Source organism: Burkholderia sp. SIMBA_062 (genome assembly GCF_046534765.1).
In the GTDB taxonomy this organism is placed as follows: Bacteria; Pseudomonadota; Gammaproteobacteria; order Burkholderiales; family Burkholderiaceae; genus Burkholderia; species Burkholderia ambifaria.
Map to the genome: position 1 here is coordinate 72,887 of NZ_JAWRYD010000019.1, position 20,505 is coordinate 93,391.

Genomic DNA, 20,505 nt, shown 5'->3' on the forward strand with positions numbered 1-20,505 from the left:
GGCGGCCGTCGATACGGCTGGCACGATCGCCGCGGCAGGTCCGCGGCCGATCCTGCACCACGTTGCATTCTAAACGGGTTTGGTCGGGACCGCGCGGAACGGCTGTCGTCGGCGGCAGCCCGCACGCTCACGCGTCAGGCCGCTGCGCGAGCCCCGCGACGTATTCCGCGTATTCGGGAAACGCGGCGGCCAGTGCAGTCGCGTCCGCGAGCTCGAATTCCGCGAACTCGAACCCCGGCGCGACCGTGCAGCCGACGAGCGCGACGTGCTCCGGCGACGCGCAGCGCGCGCCGAACCAGCGTCCGGCCGGCACGACGGCCTGGAACACGGTGCCCGGATGCGTGAGCGGGTTGCCCAGGCGATGTATCGTCAGGCCGTCGTGCTCGTGGAGCACCCACACTTCGAGCGGATCGCCCGCATAGAAGTGCCAGACCTCGTCCGAACGGATCCGGTGCCACGACGAATACGCGCCGTCGCACAACAGGTAGTAGATCGCGGTCGATGCCGCGCGCGGCGCGCCGTCGGCAGGACGCACGACGGTATCGGCAGCGCGGTAGGTTTCCCGGAAATAGCCGCCCTCGGGATGCGGCTGAAGATCGAACTGCTGAATCAGGTCGGCGGCGGAAATCGGCATGGCGGGTGACGTCGGTAAGGTAGGAGACCCGGCACGCGACGCACCGCAGGCCGATCGCACATGCAATCTCCCGCACCGTCGCGTGCCGCTGCGTCGATCGCCGCGGCCATGCACGCGGCGACTGGATCGCGCTTGAACCCGCGCGACGATGAAACGGACACCGGTCGATGCTGCCAGAAGTGCCGGCCACGATGCAACCGCGGCGATGCGATCACGCCCCTGTGCTGCCGCGCATGCATGGCCCGTTGATCGATGTGCCGGACGCGCGACCGACAACGCGGTCACGCCGTCACGCCGTCATCCGCCGGTAGGCCCCTGCACGCCGCCTTTCGCGCCTGAGCGCCTGACGCCGAGCATCGGAGCACCTGACGCCTGAGCACCTGAGATCGTGAGATCGTGAGATCGTGAGACCTCAGCGCCGCACCGCCGTCATCGCGCGGTTGCCACCACGGCCGGCTCGTCATGCCGCACCAGCAGCACTGGCCGGTCGGCCGAGCGCAGCAGCGATTCCGCGACACTCCCGAGCAGCAGCCGGCGCAAGCCGTGCCGCCCGCTCGTCCCCATCACGATCAGATCGGCACCAACCTCGGCCGCCGTGCGCATCAGCACTGCGGCGACGTCCTCGCCATACGCATCGACCGCGCGCACGGTGCCCGGCACATGCTGCTGCGCGAGCGCCGCTCTCGCGTCGTCGAGCACGGGCGTCGCCGCAGCAGTTGCCGCCGCGTCGCGCTCGCGTTCGGCCGCGAAACCCGCATCGACGTCGACTAGCTGCGGCCGATGCTCGACGACATACGCGCACGTCACCTCGCCGCCGGATGCCACCGCCATCCGGATTGCCTCGTTCAGCGCGAGACGCGCGCTCGGGCCGCCGTCGAGCCCGACGAAAATCCGCTTGTACATGGTCCGCCCTCCGACCGGGCACGCGCCGCGTATCGCGCGACGATGCGCCCGTCATCGCGAGCCGGCCCGATGCCGGCTCGCCTGCCGAACAGTCTGCCCCCACGTGCCGACGCGTCCGTTGACGCGCGTCAATCGCCGCCGGAACGCCCGCTGGCCCGCCGCGCTATCGCGTTTTTAGCTGACCCTATTACAAAAAACCGATAAAACGCGCACAATTTCATCTTGAAAATAACCGTAGCATGCGGCCGGTGCGAGTTTTTCCCGGTTTCGCCGCACCGCCCCAAGCGCCACGGGCGGCCCCCCGACACCAGAATGGCCAATCGAATGATCGCCAGTGGCACCCCATCGCGTGACGCCCGAGGGCCCACGCGCTTTCAGACCATGTTACGCCAGCCGCTCGCGGCCGGCGTCGCTGCGCTGCTCGCCGGTGCGGCGCTGTCGCTCGGCGTCGCGCTGCTGGTGCGCGAGCAGTGGCAAAGCGCCGTGCATACGCGCTTCGAACGCCGCACGACGCACGTGACGGCGATGCTGCGCCACGAGTTGCAGGCCGGCGCCGCCGCGCTCGAAAGCGCGCGCGGCGCGTTCCTGCTCGCGCCGCAGATGACACCCGAGCAATGGCGCCGGTATGCCGACACGCTCGATCTCGACAGCGGTCGTTCCCCGGTCCGGCAGCTCGGCTATGCGCCGCTGTCGCCCGCGACACGCAGCGCGCTCGCCGGCGACGCGCCGATGCCGGCCGGCCCGTTCGCGGTCGCGACGCTCAGCGCGCCGCTGTCGAGCGTAGCCGGCGCGCGCTTTGGCGCCCCGGATCAGGCGCCGCTGGCACGCGCGCTGCAGACCGGCAATGTCGCGCTCGGCATCCATCCGGCCGACGACGATACGTCTCGCGATACCCGCATCCTCATGCTGTTCGTGCCGGCGACGCCCGCATCGCACACGCCCGTCACGCCAGCCGGCGCCCATGACACGGCTGCCGGCGGCGTGCTGTTCGCGGAACTGAGCCCGAATCGCGTGGTGGAGCGCGCGCTCGACGCGGAACGCGGGCTCGACCTGCGAATGAGCGCCGGCGACGATCCGCATCCGATCGCGAGCGCGGAGACGACGACCGACGAGGCCTCCGCGTCGCCCGACCTGATGCGCCGCACCGACCAGCTGAATTTCGGCGGCATCGTACTGACGCTCGCCTATTCCGCGGACGGCCGCCCGAGCGCGACCGGCGCGCAGCGCGCGGCGGGCACGGTGCTCGCCGCCGGGCTGATCGCATCGTTCGCGTTCGCGGCACTGATCCATGCACTGCTGCGCGGCCGCGCCGGTACGGGCGATACCGGCGCCAGCAGCCGCGGCATCCTCAACGAGGCGCGGATGATGGGCATCATCCGTTCGTCGATGGAAGCGATCATCACGATCGACGAGAAGCAGACGGTCGTGATCTTCAACCCGATGGCCGAACAGGTATTCGGCGTGTCGGCGATGGAGGCGATCGGCGCGCCGCTGTCGCGCTTCATCCCCGAGCGGTTTCGCGCCGCGCATGCGAAGCACGTCGACCAGTTCGGCGTGACCGGTGTGTCCGAGCGGCAAATGGGCCGCCAGCGCGTGCTGTTCGGGATGCGCGGCAACGGCGAGGAATTCCCGATCGAGGCGTCGATCTCGCAGATCCGCGATGCGTCGGGCAAGCTCTATACGGTGATGCTGCGCGACATCACCGAGCGGCAGCGCGCCGAGAATGCGCTGAAGCAGTCGCGCGAGGAACTGCGCGAACTCTCGGCGAACCTGCAGAACGTACGCGAAGAGGAAAAGACCCGCATCGCACGCGAACTGCACGACGATCTCGGCCAACAACTGACCGCGCTGAAGATGGACCTGTCGGTCATCGAGCAGCAACTGCGCGCGCCGGGCCGTGCGCAACCCGACGACGACGTGCTGTCGCACCTGCAGGGCATGCGCCGTCTGATCGACGCGACCGTCGCGTCGGTGCGGCGCATCGCAGCCGACCTGCGCCCGGTGATGCTCGACGATCTCGGCCTCGTGCCCGCGATCGAGTGGCTGGCGAACGACTTCACGAACCGCTACGGCATCGACGTCGAACGCCACATCGAAACGGGCGGGCTCACGTTCACCAGCGCGGGGGCGACCACGCTGTTCCGGATCGTCCAGGAAGCGCTGACAAACGTCGCGCGCCACGCGGACGCGACACGCGTAGCGTTGCGGCTCGACATCGAGGAAGGCTTCTGCGTACTGCGTGTCGCGGACAACGGCCGCGGCGCGGCGCCGGGCGGCAGCGCCCACGAGGACAAATCGTTCGGGCTGATCGGCATTCGCGAACGCGCACACATGCTGGGCGGCAACGTGACGATCGACACCGCGCTCGCGCGCGGCTTCTCGATCACCGTCGCCTTCCCGCTCGGCACAGTTCAACAGGAAACCATCCTCACATGATCAAGGTGCTCATCGCCGACGACCATACGCTCGTGCGCGACGGTCTGCGGCACATCCTCCAGAACGCTACCGGATTCGAGGTGGCCGGCGAAGCGTGCGACGGCCCGTCGACGATCGCGCTGGTTCGTTCGACGCCCGCGCAGGTGCTGGTGCTCGACCTGTCGATGCCGGGCCGCAACGGTGTCGAGCTGATCAAGCAGATCAAGGACGAGAAGCCCGCGCTGCGCGTGCTCGTGCTGACCATGCACGCGGAACAGCAATATGCGGTGCGCGCGTTCCGCGCCGGGGCATCGGGCTATGTGACCAAGGAAAGCGCGAGCGCCGAACTGGTCGGCGCGGTGACCAAGGTTGCGTCGGGCGGCGTCTACGTGAGCCTCGCGATGGCCGAGCAGTTCGCGCAGAGCCTGAACGAGCCGGCCGAGACGCTGCCGCACCAGCGGTTGTCCGATCGCGAGTTCGACGTGTTCCGCCGGATCGCCGCCGGACAGACGCTGACCGAGATCGCGCAGGCGCTGTGCGTGAGCGCGAAGACGGTCAGCACCTACAAGACCCGGATCCTGGAAAAGATGCAGATGCCGCACGAAGCGGCGCTGGTCCGCTATGCGATGCGGCACAAGCTGCTCGACGAAACGGACGACGTCTAGCGCCTGATCGCGCCGATCACGGGCTTGCGCCGGCCGCGCGACGTGCGAGCCGGCCGGCGGGACGCCGCGCGGCTTTTACTTCGCCGGCACCGGGCACGCGAGATCGCCTTCCTCGCAGGACAAATACCCTTTCAGCGTCTCGTTACGGATCCTGGTCAGATCGTCGAGGCAGGTCGACACAACCATCGAATACGCGCTGCCGCCTTCGGCATTCGCGCTGGAAAAGTTGCATTCGGCATCGCGGTAGGCGATCCACGCGCGCTGCGCATTCACGAGTTTTTCGGCGAGCGGCTTCGTATCGCGCAGGCGCGCGATGACGGCCTGGTAGGTGCGATTCAGCTCCGCGTCGGATTTCTTGTACGCGCGATCGGCACACGCCGTCATCGCCGCCTGGTCCGTCGCGTCCGCACAATTTGCCTGCGCATGGGCAAGGTTCGCCGTCAGCGCGAGCGCGCACAGCAGACCGGTCAAGACACGCATGGATGCTCCTGTTTGTTTTCGTTGATTGGTGGAACCTCGTGCCGGGCTTGCCGACGCGCGCGGCGCGCGGCGTCGCGCACGAGCCGGCGCCACGCCATCCGCCTCGGCTGCCGTGGCGTGGCGATGCCGACCGCGATGCTAGCGCACGCGCGGCGGATTGTCAGCCGGCGTCACGCGTGCGGCGGACGCAAAAAAGCCCGCACTCGACACGAGTGCGGGCTTTTCGATACGGTTTCGCCGGCGGCCCGCGGGCCGCATCGCGAATGGCTTAGTGACCGAAGTACACCGACGAACGGTCGGCTACGGCCGGCACCGTCACGCGCTGGCCCGACTGCGACGTCGCGACCGGGTTCGAGCCGTAGCCCGTTGCGTCAGCCTGCGCACCGGTGTTCTGGGCTGCCGCGATCTTTGCCTGTGCGGCCTGGATGTTGTCCGGATAGTTCATCCAGTCGTTCGGGTTGTAGCCGGCCTTCTCGAGCTGGACCAGTTCGGCACGCACTTGCGCGCGCGTCAGCGGCTGCTGGTTCGATTGAGCGAACGACACGATCGGTGCGGCCACCAGTGCGGCCAGTGCAACTGCCTTGATCAGCGATTTCATGATGCGTTACCTCCAGATTGTTTTGTCAGGCGCTTCGGACTGGGTAGTCGTTGCGCATGAGTGGAAGTCTAGGCGGCACGGCTATCAGGGTAAATACTTAAATCGCAAATTCACTGTTGACCGAATTCCGTACAATTGTCGCGCATTCGGTCGAATCGTCAGAGGATTGACGTCACATCCGAACCCAATAAACCGGGGCGCGCTGTGGCTTACCCCGCCTGGGTCGCCCCATCCAGCCGGCCATGGACGACGGCGGCCCGATGTGAAACGGCGAGCGCACGTCAGCGGACGTGATCGCCCTCCGGGCTTTCCGCCGACAGGTCGAACAGCAACGCCTTCAGGCAAATCCGGTCGGCCCCGGCGATTTCGCCGAAAGCAGCGTGATGAAGCGTCCAGCCCGGTGTCGCGGGCTCCGCGTGCAGCGCGCGCACCGTGGCGTCGAGCGCCAGCAACGCGATACGGTCGCCGTCCATGTACGGCAGCTGCACGTGCAACGGCTCGCCGGCGGCGGCGAGCGGCCGGTCGATCGCGATCGACAATCCGTTCAGGCTCAGGTCGTGAACGATCCCGATGCCGTCGGCCTGCGCCACCCCGCCGGTGCAGCAGGCCGCGATCCGTACCGGCACGCGCGGCTCCGCGCGGGTGCGCAGCCGGTCGACGAAGCCCGGCGGCGACAGCACCATGAACGGCGCGCCACCCGCGGCCTGCACCGCCTCGACCGTCGCACCGAAGCGCGACACCGCCGAGCGGCCGATCGCGACCGCCTCGACGTCGTCGCCGCGGGCAAAATCGAACACGGCCGACGGCCGCGGTTCGACGAACAGCACGCCGGATGCGCCGACTCCGATCAACCGGCAGCGTTGCAGCACGCGGGCCGCCCCGACCCGCCGGCGGATGCCGATCGCGGCGCCGGCCGACAGTCCCATGTGTGCGGCCGCCGGCACGGTGTCGCCCTCGGACGCAGCCGGTCCGGCGTCATCGGGCCTGCGAACGGGCCGAAAGTGATCGAACAGGAAGTCGTGCTGCGCAGGATCGCGCAGCGTGGCGCCGGCGGGCAACAGCGCGGCGCCGCCCGCATCGTAGAGATCGAAGCCGAGCGGGACGCCGGCGGCGACGTCATCGCGCGCGAGCGCGACGTAACCGGTGATGAGCGGCATCGGAAAGGCGCGGAGCGGCCGCGCGAGCTGTCGTGACAACGTTATTACGGCAGCATCGCGCGAAATCTGAACGGCTCGCTACTCCGAACCGCTGGCCGCGTCGGGTGAAGTCGGGGCCGGAGCCGGTGACGGCGCCGGTACGGCAGAAGGCGCGGTGGCCGGTGCGGAGCCGAGGCCGCCGCCACCGGTATTGCCCGAACTCGCCGCGCTTCCTCCCGCCGCCGGCGCCTGCACGGCCTGCGGTTGCGACGCGCCCGCCGACAACGCGGCGGCCGACGCCGCCACTTCGGACGCCGGAATCCATTCCTCGACGACGCCGCCCGATGCCGGCCCGGGCGCCGACGCGGCGGACGCGGCCGACGCCTCGTCCGCGTCCTCCTCGGGCTGACGCTCGATACGCTGCGTCCTCACGGGCGCCGGCGCCTGCTTCGATTCCGGGCCGAACCACCCGTCGAACAGGTCCGTCACCCGCTCGCGCGCCGACGCGAACCAGCCGGGCGATGGCTCGGTATCGAATTTCAGCTTCGTGTCGACGATCCGGGCGCGTTGCGCGCGCTGGAAGAAGTCGCCGACGATCGGCAGCGCGCTGTGCGCGCCTTGCCCCCAGTAGTCGCTGCGCAGCGTCACGCGGCCGTCGTCGAAGCCGACCCACGCGCCGGCGACCAGCCCGGGCTGCATCAGGATGAACCAGCCGTCCGCGTTGTCCTGCGTGGTGCCGGTCTTGCCGGCCACGTCGCCGCGAATCCCGAAACGCGTGCGGACGCTGCCACCGGTGCCGCGCGTCACCACGTCGCGCATCACGTCGAGCAGCGTCTTGTCGGTTTCGGCGTCGAGCGCCCGCTCGGGCGGCGCCGGCGCGTATTCGGCGAGCACGTCGCCCTGGCGGGTCTCGATGCGCGTGACCATTTGCGGCTCGACGTACAGCCCGCCGTTCGCGATCGTTGCATACGACGCGACCATCTCCTTCAGCGTCACGGGGCTCGTGCCGAGCGCAAGCGACGGCACGCGCTCGAGCGGGCTCTCGCGCACGCCCATGTCGCGCGCGAGCCGCGCCACGGCCGCCGGGCCGACCTTCTCCATCACCTGCGCGGTGATCCGGTTGCGCGACAGCGCGACCGCGTCGCGCAGCGTCATCGGCTTGCCGGTGGGCGGCGCGTCGTCGTTCGGCCGCCAGATCTCGCCGCCCTTCAGCGGAATCTCGATCGGCTGGTCGACGAACGTGTCGTCCGGCTTCATCCCGTTCGCGAACGCGACGCCATAGACGAACGGCTTGAAGGTCGATCCCGGCTGGCGCCGTGCCTGTGACACGTGATCGAACGGCTCGTTCGTGAAGTCGCGGCTGCCGACCCACGCGCGGATCTGCCCGTCACGCGGATCGATCGCGACGAAGCCGGCCTGCACGTCGGTCTTCGCCTTGCACAGCGCGCGCATGAAGCCTCGATCGGCGGCGAGCTGCTTCATCGCGGCCGCATCGTCCTTGCCGGCGTCCTGCGCGGCCTTGTACTCGGGCGACTCGCGCATGAAGGTGCGGAACACCTCGTTGTCGGTGCCGCAGCCGTCGCGGCCGCTCCACGCGTTGTTCGCGATCCCCTGCAGCTGGTTCGCCTGCTGCGCCAGCGCCTGGGTCGCCATCTGCTGCAGCCGCGAATCGATCGTGGTGCGCACGATCAGCCCGTCCGAGTAGATGTTGTAGTCGTTGCGGTCGGCCCAGCCGATCAGCCATTTGCGCAACTGCTGCGCGAAATGCGGCGCGGGCCCCGGCGGCTCCTTCTGGCGCTCGAAGTCGATGCGCAGCGGCCGGCGCTGCAACTGCGCGAACTGCGCCGGCGACAGCTTGCCGTACTTCACCATCTGGCCGAGCACCGTATTGCGCCGCTGCAGCGCGCGCTCGGGGTTCAGCACCGGGTTGTAGTAGCTGTTGCCCTTCAGCATCCCGACGAGCGTGGCGCTGTCGAGCACGTCGAGCTGGTCGGCCGACTTGTCGAAATAGGTGCGCGCGGCCATCTCGACGCCGTACGCGTTGTACAGGAACGGCACCGTGTTCAGGTAGGTCTCGAGAATCTGGGGCTTGCTGTAGATGGCCTCGATCTTCAGCGCGGTGATCGCCTCCTTCACCTTGCGCGTGAGCGTCGGCGCGCGGCCGATCTCGTCCGGGTACAGGTTGCGCGCAAGCTGCTGCGTGATCGTCGAGCCACCCTGGCGGTTGCCGGAGAACGTATGGAGCGCGGCCGACGCCGTGCGCTTCCAGTCAAGCCCGTGGTGCTCGTAGAAGCGATGGTCCTCGGTCGCGATCAGCGCATCGACCATGTGCGGCGAAATCTGTTTGAGCGGCACCCATTCGCGGTTCGACGGCTTGAATTCCGCCAGCAGCTTGCCGTCGGCGGACAGCACCTGCGCGGGCTGGTCGACCCGCGCCTTGCGGATGTCGCCGATGCCGGGCGTAAACGGAATCAGCGCCAGCACGTACAGCACGAACAGCACCGGCACGGCGGCGGCCGCGAGCAACACGCCGCGGCGCGTCGGATGACGGAGACGGCGCCAGGCGGTGGCCAGGACACGCTTGACGGGCACGGCGGCAGCGGCCGCGACGGGTTGGGCGCGCGCGACCCATTTGACACAGAGATCACGCACTGACGACACGTTTCGGCGATTCACGCGGATGGGGGATCGGCTGGAAAGGCAGCATCGTACCAAAACTCGCGCGGCACGCCGGCCGGCGGCCGGCCCGCGCCCGTGCGAATGGCATTCGCTCGCGCAGTTTCACGCCCGCTGCGCACGCCCACAACGTGACCGCGCGCCAAGCCTGGTACAACCGGATGCCGTGCGTCAGCGTTCAGCGCACGAGGAAACCGTAGGTCAGCGGATCGCGCTCGTCGACGATCCAGTTCGCGAAACCGCAGATGTGCGCGCTGCCCTCCACTTCCGGGATCACGGCCGGGATGTCGCCGACCATCGTCTCGCGCAGCACGCGCCCCTTGAACACCGTGCCGACGATCGACTCGTTGACCAGCGTGTCGCCGGCCGCGAGCAGGCCGCGCTGGTACAGCTGCGCGACACGTCCGCCGGTGCCGGAGCCGGTCGGCGAGCGGTCGACCTCGCGATCCGCGAACACGCAGCAGTTCGCCTGCGTCGAGCCCGGATGGCGCGGCGCATTCGCGATGATCGTGCCGTAGATATGGTTGATTTCCGGAATCTCCGGATGCACGACCGGATACTTCGCGTTCGCGGCGGCCTTCACTTCGGCGCCGAAGCGGATCAGCTTCTCCACCGCGGCTTCGCGCACCGGCAGGTCGAACGGCGCACCGTCGACGTAGAAATAGAACGCGCCGCCGTACGCGATGTCGCCGGTCACGGTGCCGAACGACGGCGTGTCGACCGACACGTCGCGCCGCCAGATGAACGACGGCACGTTGACGAAGCGCACGGCCCCCGCGTGCTCGCCGTCCCATTTCACGAACGCCTCGATGAAGCCGCACGGCGCATCGATGCCGACGCGCGTCTCCGGCACCGTGCGCTGCACCCAGCCCAACTCGACCGCTGCGGTCGACAGCGCGATCACGCCGTGCCCGCAATGATCGCTGTAGCCCTCGTTGTGCAGGAAGATCACGCCGAAATCCGCGTTCGGCGACACCGGCTCGGTCAGGTAGCCGCCGTACATGTCGGCGTGGCCGCGCGGCTCGAACATCAGCGCACGGCGGATCTCGTCGGCGTTCTCCTTGAGCCACGCGCGGCGCTGGACGATCGTGTCGCCCGGCAGGCGCGGCAGCCCACTCGTGACGATGCGAAAGGCTTCGCCGCCGGTATGCACTTCGACGGTGGAAAGGGATCGGGAAATTTTCATGAGGATCGAAAGCGTGAAGACGAAGGACGGCGCCGCGGCGCCGTCCGGTGGCGGTTACTTCGCGTACGGCTCGGGCAGCCCGTTGCGGATCACGTAGACGGTGGTCGGCGCGCCCTTCAGGTCGCCGTGTTCGTCGAACGAATAGGTGCCCGCGACACCCGCGTAGTTCGATTTCGCCAGTTGCGCGATCAGCTTCGCCTTGTCGGTGGTCGTGCCGGCCTTGACCATCGCGTCGGCGAGCAGCTTCATGCCGTCGTAGTAGTTGACGCCGTAAACCTGCGTCTCCGTGTGATAGGTGTCGTGGTACTTCTTCAGGAATGCGCGGCCGGCCGAGGTTTTCTCGAGCGCGACGCCGCCCTGCGCGCAATAGACGATCGACGCGGCCTCGCCCGCGACCTTGCCCATGTCGGCCGAGCAGATGCCGTCGCCGCCGAGCAGCTTCGCGCGCAAGCCGCGCTGCTTCATCTGCTTCGCCATCGGCGCGCCCTGTGCCGCATAGCCGCCGAAGAAGATCACGTCGGGATTGCTGGCCTTGATCTTGGTGAGAATGCCGAGGAAATCGGTCGCCGACGAGCTCGTGTACTCCTGATCGACGATCTTGATCCCGTTGGCCTTCGCGACGTTCGCGAACTGCTCGGCGACACCCTGCCCGTACGCGGTGCGATCGTCGATGACCACGGCGGTCTTCGCGTTCAGCGTCTTCGCGGCAAAGGTCGCCATCGTGCCGCCGAGCTGCTCGTCGCTCGCGCCGATCCGGAAGATGTTCTTGAAGCGCTGGCGCGTGAGCGCCGGGTTCGACGCGACCGGCAGCATCGGCACGCCGGCGTTGGCGTACACGCGCGACGCGGGAATCGCCACGCCCGAGTTGTACGGGCCGAGCACCGCGACGACGCCCTTGTCGACCAGGCTCTGCGCGACCTGCACGCCCGCCTTCGGGTCGGCCTGGTCGTCGTCGGACACCAGCTTGAACGTGACCGTCTTGCCGGCCACCTTCACACCCGCCTTGTTGAGCTCCTCGACGGCGAGGCGCGCGCCGTTTTCATTGTCCTTGCCGTTCGCGGCCTGCGGGCCGGTCAGCGGCGCTGAGTGGCCGATCGTCACGACTTCCTGCGCGTGCGCGGAAGACAGCGCGCCGGCGGCAACGGCCACCGAGAGCGCGGTAATGAGGTAACGCATGGTGTCTCCTGATTGGTTTTATGTGAAACCAATGTAGGACACGCATGGTCACGACGCAAGCAATTTCAAAATACTATTTACGATTCTGGTCATATTTCAGACCAGAATGACGGAGGGGCATGCGTCACTTCGGCGTGATGTCGCGCCGCACGCGGAGAATGTGCTGCTCCACGTAGAACGCGGCCGCATCGGCGTCGCCGGACACGATCGCCTCGTAGATCAGCCGGTGCTCGGACACGTAGAGCCGGATCCGGCCCGCGTCGTAGATGCCGTCGTCCTTCAGCCGTTTCCACAGCGGCTGGTCCATCGTCTTCGCGACTTCGTCCGCGATCTTCACGATCAACGCGTCGCCGGTCATCAGCGCGAGTTGCCGGTGGAACAGCCGGTCGCTCTCGTTCCACAGCGCACGCTGCCGCGGGTCGTCGATATCCGTGATGGTTTCCATCTGCGCGAGATAGCCTTCGGCAACGGGATCGGCACGGCCATGCGCGGCCGCGAGCCGCGCGATCGCGGGCTCGAGGATGAGCCGCACGTCGAGCGTCGACGTCGGGCTGAAGTCGGCATCCGGCGCGCTTCGCGTGTCGCCGCGCTGCGCGAGCACGTCGAGCGGCGCCGGCACGACGTAGGTGCCCGAATTGCGCTTCGTGAACACCAGCCCTTCGTTCTGCAACGCACCGAGCGCCTCGCGCACCGCCGGCCGGCCGACCTGGAACAGCGCCGCGAGCTCGCGCTCGGACGGCAGCCTCGAATCGGCCGGATAGCGCCCCGCGCGGATCTCGTCGCGGATCTTCTCGGCAACCTGCTCGTAGATCTGCAGCGGCCGGAAACCGGCTTCAAGGGATTCGGGACGCGCGGACATCATCTGGGGCTCCTGCCGGGTCGGGGGCGTGGTTCGGGAATGGATGCGCACTATACCGAAGCGGCATCGGGGGCGGCCATGCAACGGCCCATCTGGACGGATATTAGAACCAAAATCGGCAATCCGCCGGATTTTCCGGCTTGCCGGACGGCCAACAACTGGTATAGATTTGATCCAGACCACCTGCCGTCGTGATTTCCGGCAGCTTTTCTGGCGAGCGCGCGATGCGCCCGTCGTCCACGCTCACCGATCCAACCGACCGACACGATGACCGCCCTCTCCCGGATTCCTGCTTTCGATGCCGCCGAAACGGCCGCGCTGCTCGACTACCCGGCGCTGCTCGCCACGCTCACGCACACCGTCGCCGAATACGCGGCGGGCGAGATCGTCAGCCCCGAACGGCTCGTCGTGCCGCTGCAGGGAGGCGGCGTGATGCTGTCGATGCCGGCGAGCGCGCGCGACCTCGCGAGCCACAAGCTCGTGAACGTATGCCCCGGCAACGCCGCGCGCGGGCTGCCGACGATCCTCGGCCAGGTGAGCGCGTACGACGCGACGACGGGCGAGATGCGCTTCGTGCTCGACGGCCCGACCGTCACCGGGCGCCGCACGGCGGCCATCACCGCGCTCGGCATCCAGGCGCTGCACGGCGCCGCGCCGCGCGACATCCTGCTGGTCGGCACCGGCAAGCAGGCGGCCAATCACGCGGAAGCGCTCGCGGCGATCTTTCCGGACGCCCGCCTGCATGTGCGCGGCTCGCGCGCCGACAGCGCGGCCGCGTTCTGCGCCGCGCACCGCGCGCAGGCGCCGCGGCTCGGGCCGCTCGACGGCGACGCGATTCCCGATGCGATCGACGTCGTGATTACGCTGACGACGAGCCGTACGCCCGTCTATCGCGAAGCGGCGCGCGAAGGCCGCCTCGTGGTCGGCGTCGGCGCGTTCACCGCGGACGCCGCCGAGATCGACGCCGACACCGTACGCAACAGCCGGCTCGTCGTCGACGACCCGGCCGGCGCGCGCCACGAGGCCGGCGACCTGATCGTCGCGCAGGTCGATTGGCAACAGGTCGCGTCGCTCGCCGACGTCCTGCGCGGCGCCTTCGAGCGGAGCGGACCGCTGCTGTTCAAAACCGTCGGCTGTGCCGCATGGGATCTGGCCGCGTGCCGCACGGCACGCGATGCGCTGGACGCGCGCCGGCGCGGCTGATTCGATGGCGGCGGCAACGACGGCGGTGGCCGACAGCCGCCTGCGCACCGCGCGCCCGGCGGCCCGGCTCGTGCGTCGCCGCCGCTTTCGCACACGCTTGTAGGAATCGCCCTACAACGCGTCGAAGCGGCCTACACGAACTTCCAATTCGGCCGATTTCATTTTCGGCGGGGCAACACGATACTGCCGGCATGAATGCCAGCCTGTCACCCGCCGCCGCGCTCAGGGTGTTCCTCGTCGATCACGCCGTCGCCGTGCGGCAACGCATCGCGCTGCTCGTCGGCGCGATCGGCGGCGTCGTGGTCGTCGGCGAAGCGGAAGACGGCCAGGACGCGTGGACGCACATCCGCAGCAGCCGCGCGGACGTCGTGATCGTCGACCTGCGGCTCGCGGACGGCAGCGGTCTCGACCTGATCGGGATGCTGTCGAAGGCCGCGCCGCCCGTCGTCACGATCGTGCTGACGAACCATTCGGCGCGTGCATTCAGAGAGGCATGCGCGGCGGCCGGAGCCGATTATTTCTTCGACAAGACCGCCGAATTCGACGCCGCATGCCGCGTCATCGAATCCCTGGTGCACGCTCGCGCGCACCAGCCCTGATCGAGCCGGAGTGATTCATGTCTACCGCCACCGCCACCGCCACCGCCATCGCCTTCGCCACCGCCCCGCCCGTCGCGGCTCGGCCACCGATTCCGCTTCACGCGGTCGCACGCACCGACACCGCCAAACATCCGGCCGCGCGCTGCTCCGTCTGCGCGATGCGCTCGATGTGCCTGCCGCCCGACCTGACCGCGGACGAATACAGCCGCCTCGACGCGATCATCTGCTCGACCCGGCACGTTCGCCAGGGCGACTCGCTGTTCCGCACCGACGACCCGTTCCAGAGCATCTATGCGGTGCGCGCGGGCTCGTTCAAGACGGTGATGATGCATCGCGACGGCCGCGAGCACGTGAACGGCTTCCAGATCGCCGGTGAAACGCTCGGCATGGACGGCATCGGCAGCGGCCGGCACTGCTGCGACGCGATCGCGCTCGAGGACAGCGTCGTGTGCATCATCCCGTTCGTCGCGCTCGAAGCCGCGTGCCGCGAAATGAAATCGATGCAGCATTTTCTCTATCAAATGCTGAGCAGCGAGATCGTCCGGGAATCGAGCCAAATGCTGCTGCTCGGCACGATGTCGGCCGAGCAACGCGTCGCGCATTTCCTGCTGAACCTGTCGTCGCGCTTCGAGGCGCGCGGTTATTCGGCATCGGAATTCAACCTGCGGATGACGCGCGAGGAAATCGGCTGCTATCTCGGCATGAAGCTCGAGACGGTCAGCCGGATGTTCTCGCGGTTCCATCGGGAGTCGCTCGTCGAAACGCGCGGCAAGCGCGTGCGGATCATCGACGCGCAGGCGCTCGCGCAGGTCTGACGAACAGCGCGCGGCAGCCATCATTGCGCGGCGGCGCCCGTCGTGGCCTGACGTAACGCGACGGCTTCGGATTCGTCCGCGTGCCACGCGGACAGCGCCTGTTCGGCGTGTGCGAACGCGCGGCACATCGTCTCGTTCACGTCGTCGCCGGTGCTGCACGGCAGCGATGCCGGCGCGCGATCGTGCATCAGCAGCTCGAGCCGCACGTCGTAGGTCCGATTGCCGTCGCCCGTCGTGCGCGACTCGATCGTCAGCAGGCAATCGTCGAGCCTTGCGCGGAATCGTTCGAGCCGCACCAATTGTGCCCCCGCTTCGGCTTCGAGCGCGACGTACCCTGTGAATCCGACGCAGACGATCTGCATGCCCACGCCCATGGCGCGCCTCCTCACGAGATCGGTGCTCGTCGACCGCGTACCTGTCACTGTGTGTCCCCGTCCTGCACGCGGCGCGATGACCGACGCGATGATCACTGCCCTTGGCAGCACCACCAGCGCGCAACCATCGGCGCGAGAGGATTCATACGCTGAATGTCTGCGACGCCTTCATTTCGATCCACGTCATCCCGGCCCGCAGCCCTTCGATTGCCGCCTCGTGCTCGGTTGGATACGCGTGACTGTGCTCGAACGTGTGATGAAAACGCGCCGCTCCCGTGCCGTGCTCGACCGACACACGACAGCGGAACTCGCCGGATTCGCATGGTCGCGTCTCGATTTCGACCGACCAGTCGCGTTCATGAATCGTACCTTGTAGTGTCATGCGCCCTCCTGCGGGATCAGTCGTCCTCGAGCCGGAAATGGCCGCTGTGCAGCAACACCGGCCGTCCGCCGATTTCTTCGAGCATCCGTCGTGCCATCGCATCGATCGCCGACCGATGCGCTTCGAACGCAGCCAGCAGATCCCGCTCGAGCAGCGACGGCGCGCCGAAATGGTCTTCCAGCGCTTCGGCCGTGATCGCGCACTGCACGCAGCGACCATCGACCAGCGCGGAAAACGCGACGACCAGATCGCGTCCGCAATATTCGGGCGGTTCCGGTGGAAAGGCAATCTGCATCTGTCCGCCTGTCATCGTCGTGACGATCCCATGACATGAGCATAGCCGTCCGCACGGCCGCACGCTTGACCCACGTCAACGGCTTCGCTGCGCCGCACGATGCGGCGCCCTTCGCATGGCGTGGGCCGGCGTTCAGCCCGCGTCCGCGTCGATTGCCGCACCGCGCTCGGCCAGCAGTTCGCGCAGCACGCCGCGATGACAGCGGCGTTCGTCCTCGCAGTAGCAGCCGATCGAGAATGCGCTCGTCGCCGACAGCGCGGCGAGCAGGTCCAGCACCTTCGGCGCGTCGCCATGCGCCATTTCCGCCCGAAAGCGCCGCGTGAACGCGCGCCATTCGGCGTCGGTGTCGGCCGCCAGCGCCTGCGCGACGAGCTCGGGGCTCGGCGACAGCGTCGGCAACCATACATCATAGTAGTTGCGCGACGCGAATTCCGCCTTGGGTACGCCGCGCGGCGGCCGCCGCACCGTGCCGATCCTCAGGCCCTCGCCAGCCGCGCGCGGCGTGCCGAGCCGTACGATTCGAATTGCCATGCCGCTCCTTCGTCATGCGTTCGATCTTCCATCGTAGCGCCGCGCCGCCGCCGCGCAACAAAAAACCGGCTGCCTCCACGAAGGAGGCAGCCGGTTTCGGCGAAACGATCCGGCGCCCGCAGGCGTGCGGTCAGACGCCGCTCTTCAGCACCTTGCCGATCGCCTCCGCGACGATGCCGACGTTCGAATCGTTCAGGCCCGCGATGCACATGCGGCCCGAACGCAGGATGTACACGCCGTGCACTTCGCGCAGCGCGTCGACCTGCGATTCGGTCAGGCCCGTGTACGTGAACATCCCGCGCTGCTTCACGTAGCGCGTGAGCGCTTCGCCGCTGACGTGGTCGCGCAGGCCGTCGTGGATCGACTGGCGCATCCGCGCGATGCGGCGGCACATCGCGGCGAGCTCTTCTTCCCACTGCTGGCGCAGCGCTGGCGTGTCGAGCACGGTCGCCACGACCTTCGCGCCGTAGGTTTGCGGGTTGCTGTAGTTCGAGCGCACCGCGCCGGCCAGTTGGCCCAGCACGCGCTCGGCCGCGGCCGCATCCTCGCAGACGACGCTCAGGCCGCCGACGCGCTCGCCGTACAGCGAGAAATTCTTCGAGAACGAATTCGCGACGAGGGCCGGCACGCCGCGGCGGGCCAGTTCGCGCACCGCGAACGCATCCGCGTCGAGGCCCGCGCCGAAGCCCTGATACGCCATGTCGACGAACGGCAGCAGCCCGCGCGCCTCGATCACGTCGATCAGCTTCTCCCACTGGCCTTCGTCGAGATCGACGCCGGTCGGGTTATGGCAGCACGCGTGCAGCAGCACGATGCTGCGCGCCGGCAGCGCGTCGATCGCCGCGAGCATCGCGTCGAACTTCAGGCCGCCCGTCGCTTCGTCGTAGTACGGGTACGTGTTCACCGTGAAGCCGGCGCGCTCGAAGATGAAGCGGTGGTTTTCCCAGCTCGGATCGCTGAGCCACACCTGCGCGTCCGGGAAGTAGCGCTTCAGGAAATCGGCGCCCACCTTCAGCGCGCCGGAGCCGCCGAGCGTCTGCACGGTCGCGATGCGGCCGGCCGCCCGCGCCGGATGATCGGCGCCGAACACGAGCGCCTGCACGGCGTCGCGGTACGCGGCGAGGCCGACCATCGGCAGGTAGGGTTTCGGGCCGAGGTCGCGCCGCAGCGCGGTTTCGGCTTCGCGCACGGCACCCATCACGGGAATCCGGCCTTCGGCATCGAAATAGATGCCGATGCTCAGGTTGACTTTCTGATCGCGCGGATCTTTCTGGAAGTTCTCGTTGAGCGTCAGGATCGGATCGCCCGGGTACGCGTCGATGTGTTCGAACATGGCTGTGTCGGTCTCGTCTGGAAGAAGGGTCGTGGTGCCCGCGTCAGCGCGCGGACGCGCCGTCGCGCATCGCGTAGCCCGCATTCTTCTGCCGGAAGCGATACCCGATCGCGAGCACCGCGAGCCATACGGGGATCAGGTACACCGACAGGCGGAGATCCGGCGTCAGGTACATCACGACGAGAATGCCGGCCATGAACGCCAGGCACAGGTAATTCGTGAAAGGATAGCCCAGACTGCGGAACGAAGTCTGCTCTCCGGCGATGCGCTTGGCCTGGCGGAACTTCAGGTGGATCAGCGTGATCATCGCCCAGTTGATGATCAGCGCCGACACGACGAGGCCCATCAGCACCTCGAACGCCTTGCCCGGCATGAAGTAGTTGACCAGCACGCACGCGCCCGTCGCGAGCGCCGACGCGCCGAGCGCGGCGAGCGGAATGCCGCGCTTGTTCACCGAGCACAGCACCTTCGGCGCGTTGCCCTGCTTCGCGAGGCCGAACAGCATCCGGCTGTTGCTGTACACGCCGCTGTTGTAGACCGACAGCGCGGCCGTCAGCACGACCACGTTCAGCACGTTCGCGACCAGGTTGCTGCTCAGCGCATGGAAGATCAGCACGAACGGGCTGCCGCCGGTGACGACCTTTTCCCACGGATACAGCGACAGCAGCACCGCCAGCGCGCCGATGTAGAAAATCAGGATCCGGTAGATCACCTGGTTGGTCGCGCGCGGAATGCTGTGCTTCGGATCGTCGGCCTCGGCCGCGGTGATGCCGATCAGCTCCAGCCCGCCGAACGAGAACATGATCGCCGCCATCGACATCACGAGCCCCGACACCCCGTTCGGGAAGAAGCCGCCGTGCTGCCAGAGGTTCGCGATGCTTGCCTCCGGGCCCGCGTGGCCGCTCGCGAGCAGCCAGCCGCCGAAGCCGATCATCCCGACGATCGCGGCGACCTTGATGATCGAGAACCAGAATTCCGTCTCGCCGTACGACTTCACGCTCGCCAGGTTCAGCAGGTTGATCGCGACGAAGAACACCAGCGCGGACACCCAGGTCGGCACGCCGGGCCACCAGTACTGCACGTAGATCCCGACGGCCGACAGCTCGGCCATGCTCACGAGGATGTACAGCACCCAGTAGTTCCAGCCGGACAGGAAGCCGGTGAAGTGACCGACGTACTTGTCGGCGAAGTAGCTGAACGAGCCGGCCACCGGCTCGTCGACGACCATCTCGCCGAGCTGGCGCATGATGAAGAACGCGACGATGCCGGCCACCGCGTAGCCGAGCAGCACGGACGGGCCGGCCATCTTGATCGTCTGCGCGATGCCGAGGAACAGCCCCGTGCCGAGCGCGCCGCCGAGCGCGATCAGCTGGATGTGCCGGTTCTTCAGCCCCCGCTTCAGGCCGTCCTTCTCGTTTCCAGAAACCATGTCTTCTCCATGTTGCCCGCCTCCGCCGGAAGCGGTGCGGCACGCCTCGGTGTGCCGGGCGTTGTTTTGCTGTGCCGGCGGCCGTTCGTGGGGCCGTCGGGTTGGGGACTGCGATCTTCGCGCGGTGACGCCCGATTCCTGTCGGCAGGCCCGCCAGCCCGGCCGCCGACCGTCGTCCTCGCCCGCGTCGCGGCGGCCGCACACGAAAATCCGGCGTCAGTTTAGCGTCGCGACGGCGAAATCGGGTTGCGTAACCCGCTCATGCAAACCCTACATTATGAGATAAAATTGCACCCCGGAGACAGACGAGGAAACAAAAATGCCTGAACCGGTTCTCGATCGCATCGATCGCCACTTGCTGTCGGTATTGCAGGAGAACGGCCGCGCGTCGAACCTCGACCTGGCGAAGGCAGTGGGCCTGTCACCCGCGCAGACGCTGCGGCGCCACCGCCGGCTCGAGGAAATCGGCGCGATCCGCCGCTACGAAACCCGTCTGTGCCCCGACACGCTCGGGTTCGGCGTCACCGCGTTCGTGCACGTGACGATGGAGCGCGGGCATATCCGCGACCTGTCGAAGTTCCAGAAACTCGTGTCGGATCTCGCGCAGATCCAGGAATGTTTCTCGGTGACAGGCGATATCGACTACGTGCTGAAGGTCGTCGCGCACGACCTGAAGGGGCTGTCCACGTTCCTGCTCGAAACGCTGATGCGCATTCCCGGCGTGAGCGGCGTGCATTCGAGCGTGTGTCTCGATGAAATCAAGTGCACGAGTGCGATGCCGTTGGAAAGCTGAAGCACGGCCGCGTGCTGCCGCGG

At 67.9% G+C, this 20,505-nt stretch carries 22 protein-coding genes; 6 read left to right on the forward strand and 16 right to left on the reverse strand.

The genetic code is table 11. The features are described 5' to 3' along the window. Positions 1 to 127 precede the first annotated feature (127 nt). Both SB786_RS21415 and SB786_RS21420 read right to left on the reverse strand, forming a co-directional pair. Complete coding sequence (locus SB786_RS21415; RefSeq protein ID WP_410729232.1) at positions 128 to 634, reverse strand: cupin domain-containing protein; 507 nt, start codon at positions 632 to 634, stop codon at positions 128 to 130. A 429-nt stretch (positions 635 to 1,063) separates the two neighbouring features. Then, on the reverse strand, positions 1,064 to 1,537 hold the full coding sequence (locus SB786_RS21420; RefSeq protein WP_410729233.1) for a universal stress protein: 474 nt from the start codon (positions 1,535 to 1,537) through the stop codon (positions 1,064 to 1,066). A gap of 324 nt (positions 1,538 to 1,861) precedes the next feature. Between SB786_RS21420 and SB786_RS21425 the strand changes: the two genes are divergently transcribed. Further along, positions 1,862 to 3,973, forward strand: coding sequence for a PAS domain S-box protein (locus SB786_RS21425; RefSeq protein WP_410729306.1), 2,112 nt, complete (start codon positions 1,862 to 1,864; stop codon positions 3,971 to 3,973). Continuing rightward, positions 3,970 to 4,617 (forward strand): response regulator, encoded by a 648-nt coding sequence (locus SB786_RS21430; RefSeq protein ID WP_410729234.1) that lies wholly within the window; start codon positions 3,970 to 3,972, stop codon positions 4,615 to 4,617. The genes SB786_RS21425 and SB786_RS21430 overlap by 4 nt, the downstream gene beginning before the upstream one ends. A gap of 75 nt (positions 4,618 to 4,692) precedes the next feature. Here SB786_RS21430 and SB786_RS21435 read toward each other — a convergent pair whose 3' ends face one another. The 8 genes from SB786_RS21435 to SB786_RS21470 all read right to left on the reverse strand — a co-directional run bounded on the left by SB786_RS21435 (position 4,693) and on the right by SB786_RS21470 (position 12,975). After that, the gene (locus SB786_RS21435; protein ID WP_410729235.1) at positions 4,693 to 5,097 is read right to left on the reverse strand and encodes a lysozyme inhibitor LprI family protein; all 405 of its coding nucleotides are present in this window, start codon (positions 5,095 to 5,097) and stop codon (positions 4,693 to 4,695) included. 268 nt (positions 5,098 to 5,365) lie between these two features. Continuing rightward, positions 5,366 to 5,695: a DUF4148 domain-containing protein gene (locus tag SB786_RS21440; protein WP_006762089.1), complete on the reverse strand. Its 330-nt coding sequence runs from the start codon at positions 5,693 to 5,695 to the stop codon at positions 5,366 to 5,368. 281 nt (positions 5,696 to 5,976) lie between these two features. Beyond that, positions 5,977 to 6,852, reverse strand: coding sequence for a PilZ domain-containing protein (locus SB786_RS21445; RefSeq protein ID WP_410729236.1), 876 nt, complete (start codon positions 6,850 to 6,852; stop codon positions 5,977 to 5,979). A 78-nt stretch (positions 6,853 to 6,930) separates the two neighbouring features. Next, complete coding sequence (locus tag SB786_RS21450; protein ID WP_410729237.1) at positions 6,931 to 9,492, reverse strand: penicillin-binding protein 1A; 2,562 nt, start codon at positions 9,490 to 9,492, stop codon at positions 6,931 to 6,933. 193 nt (positions 9,493 to 9,685) lie between these two features. Then, positions 9,686 to 10,693, reverse strand: a complete 1,008-nt coding sequence (gene lhpH, locus SB786_RS21455; RefSeq protein WP_410729238.1) for a trans-3-hydroxy-L-proline dehydratase — start codon at positions 10,691 to 10,693, stop codon at positions 9,686 to 9,688. 54 nt (positions 10,694 to 10,747) lie between these two features. Continuing rightward, positions 10,748 to 11,869, reverse strand: coding sequence for a branched-chain amino acid ABC transporter substrate-binding protein (locus SB786_RS21460; RefSeq protein ID WP_410729239.1), 1,122 nt, complete (start codon positions 11,867 to 11,869; stop codon positions 10,748 to 10,750). A 124-nt stretch (positions 11,870 to 11,993) separates the two neighbouring features. Then, positions 11,994 to 12,731 (reverse strand): FadR/GntR family transcriptional regulator, encoded by a 738-nt coding sequence (locus tag SB786_RS21465; RefSeq protein ID WP_410729240.1) that lies wholly within the window; start codon positions 12,729 to 12,731, stop codon positions 11,994 to 11,996. A 100-nt stretch (positions 12,732 to 12,831) separates the two neighbouring features. Continuing rightward, the gene (locus tag SB786_RS21470) at positions 12,832 to 12,975 is read right to left on the reverse strand and encodes a hypothetical protein (RefSeq protein WP_410729241.1); all 144 of its coding nucleotides are present in this window, start codon (positions 12,973 to 12,975) and stop codon (positions 12,832 to 12,834) included. Between the two features lie 20 nt (positions 12,976 to 12,995). On the opposite strand from SB786_RS21470, the gene lhpI reads away from it, so the two are divergent. From lhpI to SB786_RS21485, 3 genes are all read left to right on the forward strand, one after another. Beyond that, on the forward strand, positions 12,996 to 13,931 hold the full coding sequence (gene lhpI / locus SB786_RS21475) for a bifunctional Delta(1)-pyrroline-2-carboxylate/Delta(1)-piperideine-2-carboxylate reductase (protein WP_410729242.1): 936 nt from the start codon (positions 12,996 to 12,998) through the stop codon (positions 13,929 to 13,931). Between the two features lie 191 nt (positions 13,932 to 14,122). Further along, the gene (locus SB786_RS21480; RefSeq protein WP_410729244.1) at positions 14,123 to 14,530 is read left to right on the forward strand and encodes a response regulator transcription factor; all 408 of its coding nucleotides are present in this window, start codon (positions 14,123 to 14,125) and stop codon (positions 14,528 to 14,530) included. Positions 14,531 to 14,547: 17 nt separating this feature from the next. Further along, positions 14,548 to 15,345 carry a helix-turn-helix domain-containing protein gene (locus SB786_RS21485; RefSeq protein WP_410729245.1) on the forward strand — a complete coding sequence of 266 codons (798 nt, stop codon included), beginning with the start codon at positions 14,548 to 14,550 and terminating at the stop codon, positions 15,343 to 15,345. Positions 15,346 to 15,365: 20 nt separating this feature from the next. On the opposite strand, the gene SB786_RS21490 is transcribed toward SB786_RS21485, so the two are convergent. The 6 genes from SB786_RS21490 to SB786_RS21515 form a co-directional block, all read right to left on the reverse strand. After that, positions 15,366 to 15,719: a metal ABC transporter ATPase gene (locus tag SB786_RS21490; RefSeq protein ID WP_410729246.1), complete on the reverse strand. Its 354-nt coding sequence runs from the start codon at positions 15,717 to 15,719 to the stop codon at positions 15,366 to 15,368. A 142-nt stretch (positions 15,720 to 15,861) separates the two neighbouring features. Next, a complete protein-coding gene (locus tag SB786_RS21495) occupies positions 15,862 to 16,101 on the reverse strand; it encodes a hypothetical protein (protein ID WP_006752669.1) in 240 nt (79 codons plus the stop codon). 16 nt (positions 16,102 to 16,117) lie between these two features. Then, positions 16,118 to 16,411: a DUF1488 domain-containing protein gene (locus tag SB786_RS21500; RefSeq protein WP_011658772.1), complete on the reverse strand. Its 294-nt coding sequence runs from the start codon at positions 16,409 to 16,411 to the stop codon at positions 16,118 to 16,120. A gap of 117 nt (positions 16,412 to 16,528) precedes the next feature. Beyond that, positions 16,529 to 16,927 (reverse strand): DUF488 domain-containing protein, encoded by a 399-nt coding sequence (locus SB786_RS21505; protein WP_410729247.1) that lies wholly within the window; start codon positions 16,925 to 16,927, stop codon positions 16,529 to 16,531. 130 nt (positions 16,928 to 17,057) lie between these two features. Beyond that, positions 17,058 to 18,260: an amino acid aminotransferase gene (locus SB786_RS21510; protein ID WP_410729248.1), complete on the reverse strand. Its 1,203-nt coding sequence runs from the start codon at positions 18,258 to 18,260 to the stop codon at positions 17,058 to 17,060. A 43-nt stretch (positions 18,261 to 18,303) separates the two neighbouring features. Continuing rightward, on the reverse strand, positions 18,304 to 19,689 hold the full coding sequence (locus tag SB786_RS21515; RefSeq protein ID WP_410729249.1) for an amino acid permease: 1,386 nt from the start codon (positions 19,687 to 19,689) through the stop codon (positions 18,304 to 18,306). Positions 19,690 to 20,008: 319 nt separating this feature from the next. Between SB786_RS21515 and SB786_RS21520 the strand changes: the two genes are divergently transcribed. Further along, entirely contained in the window at positions 20,009 to 20,482 is a 474-nt protein-coding gene (locus tag SB786_RS21520; RefSeq protein WP_006759289.1) for an Lrp/AsnC family transcriptional regulator, read from the forward strand. The last annotated feature ends 23 nt before the right edge of the window (positions 20,483 to 20,505 follow it).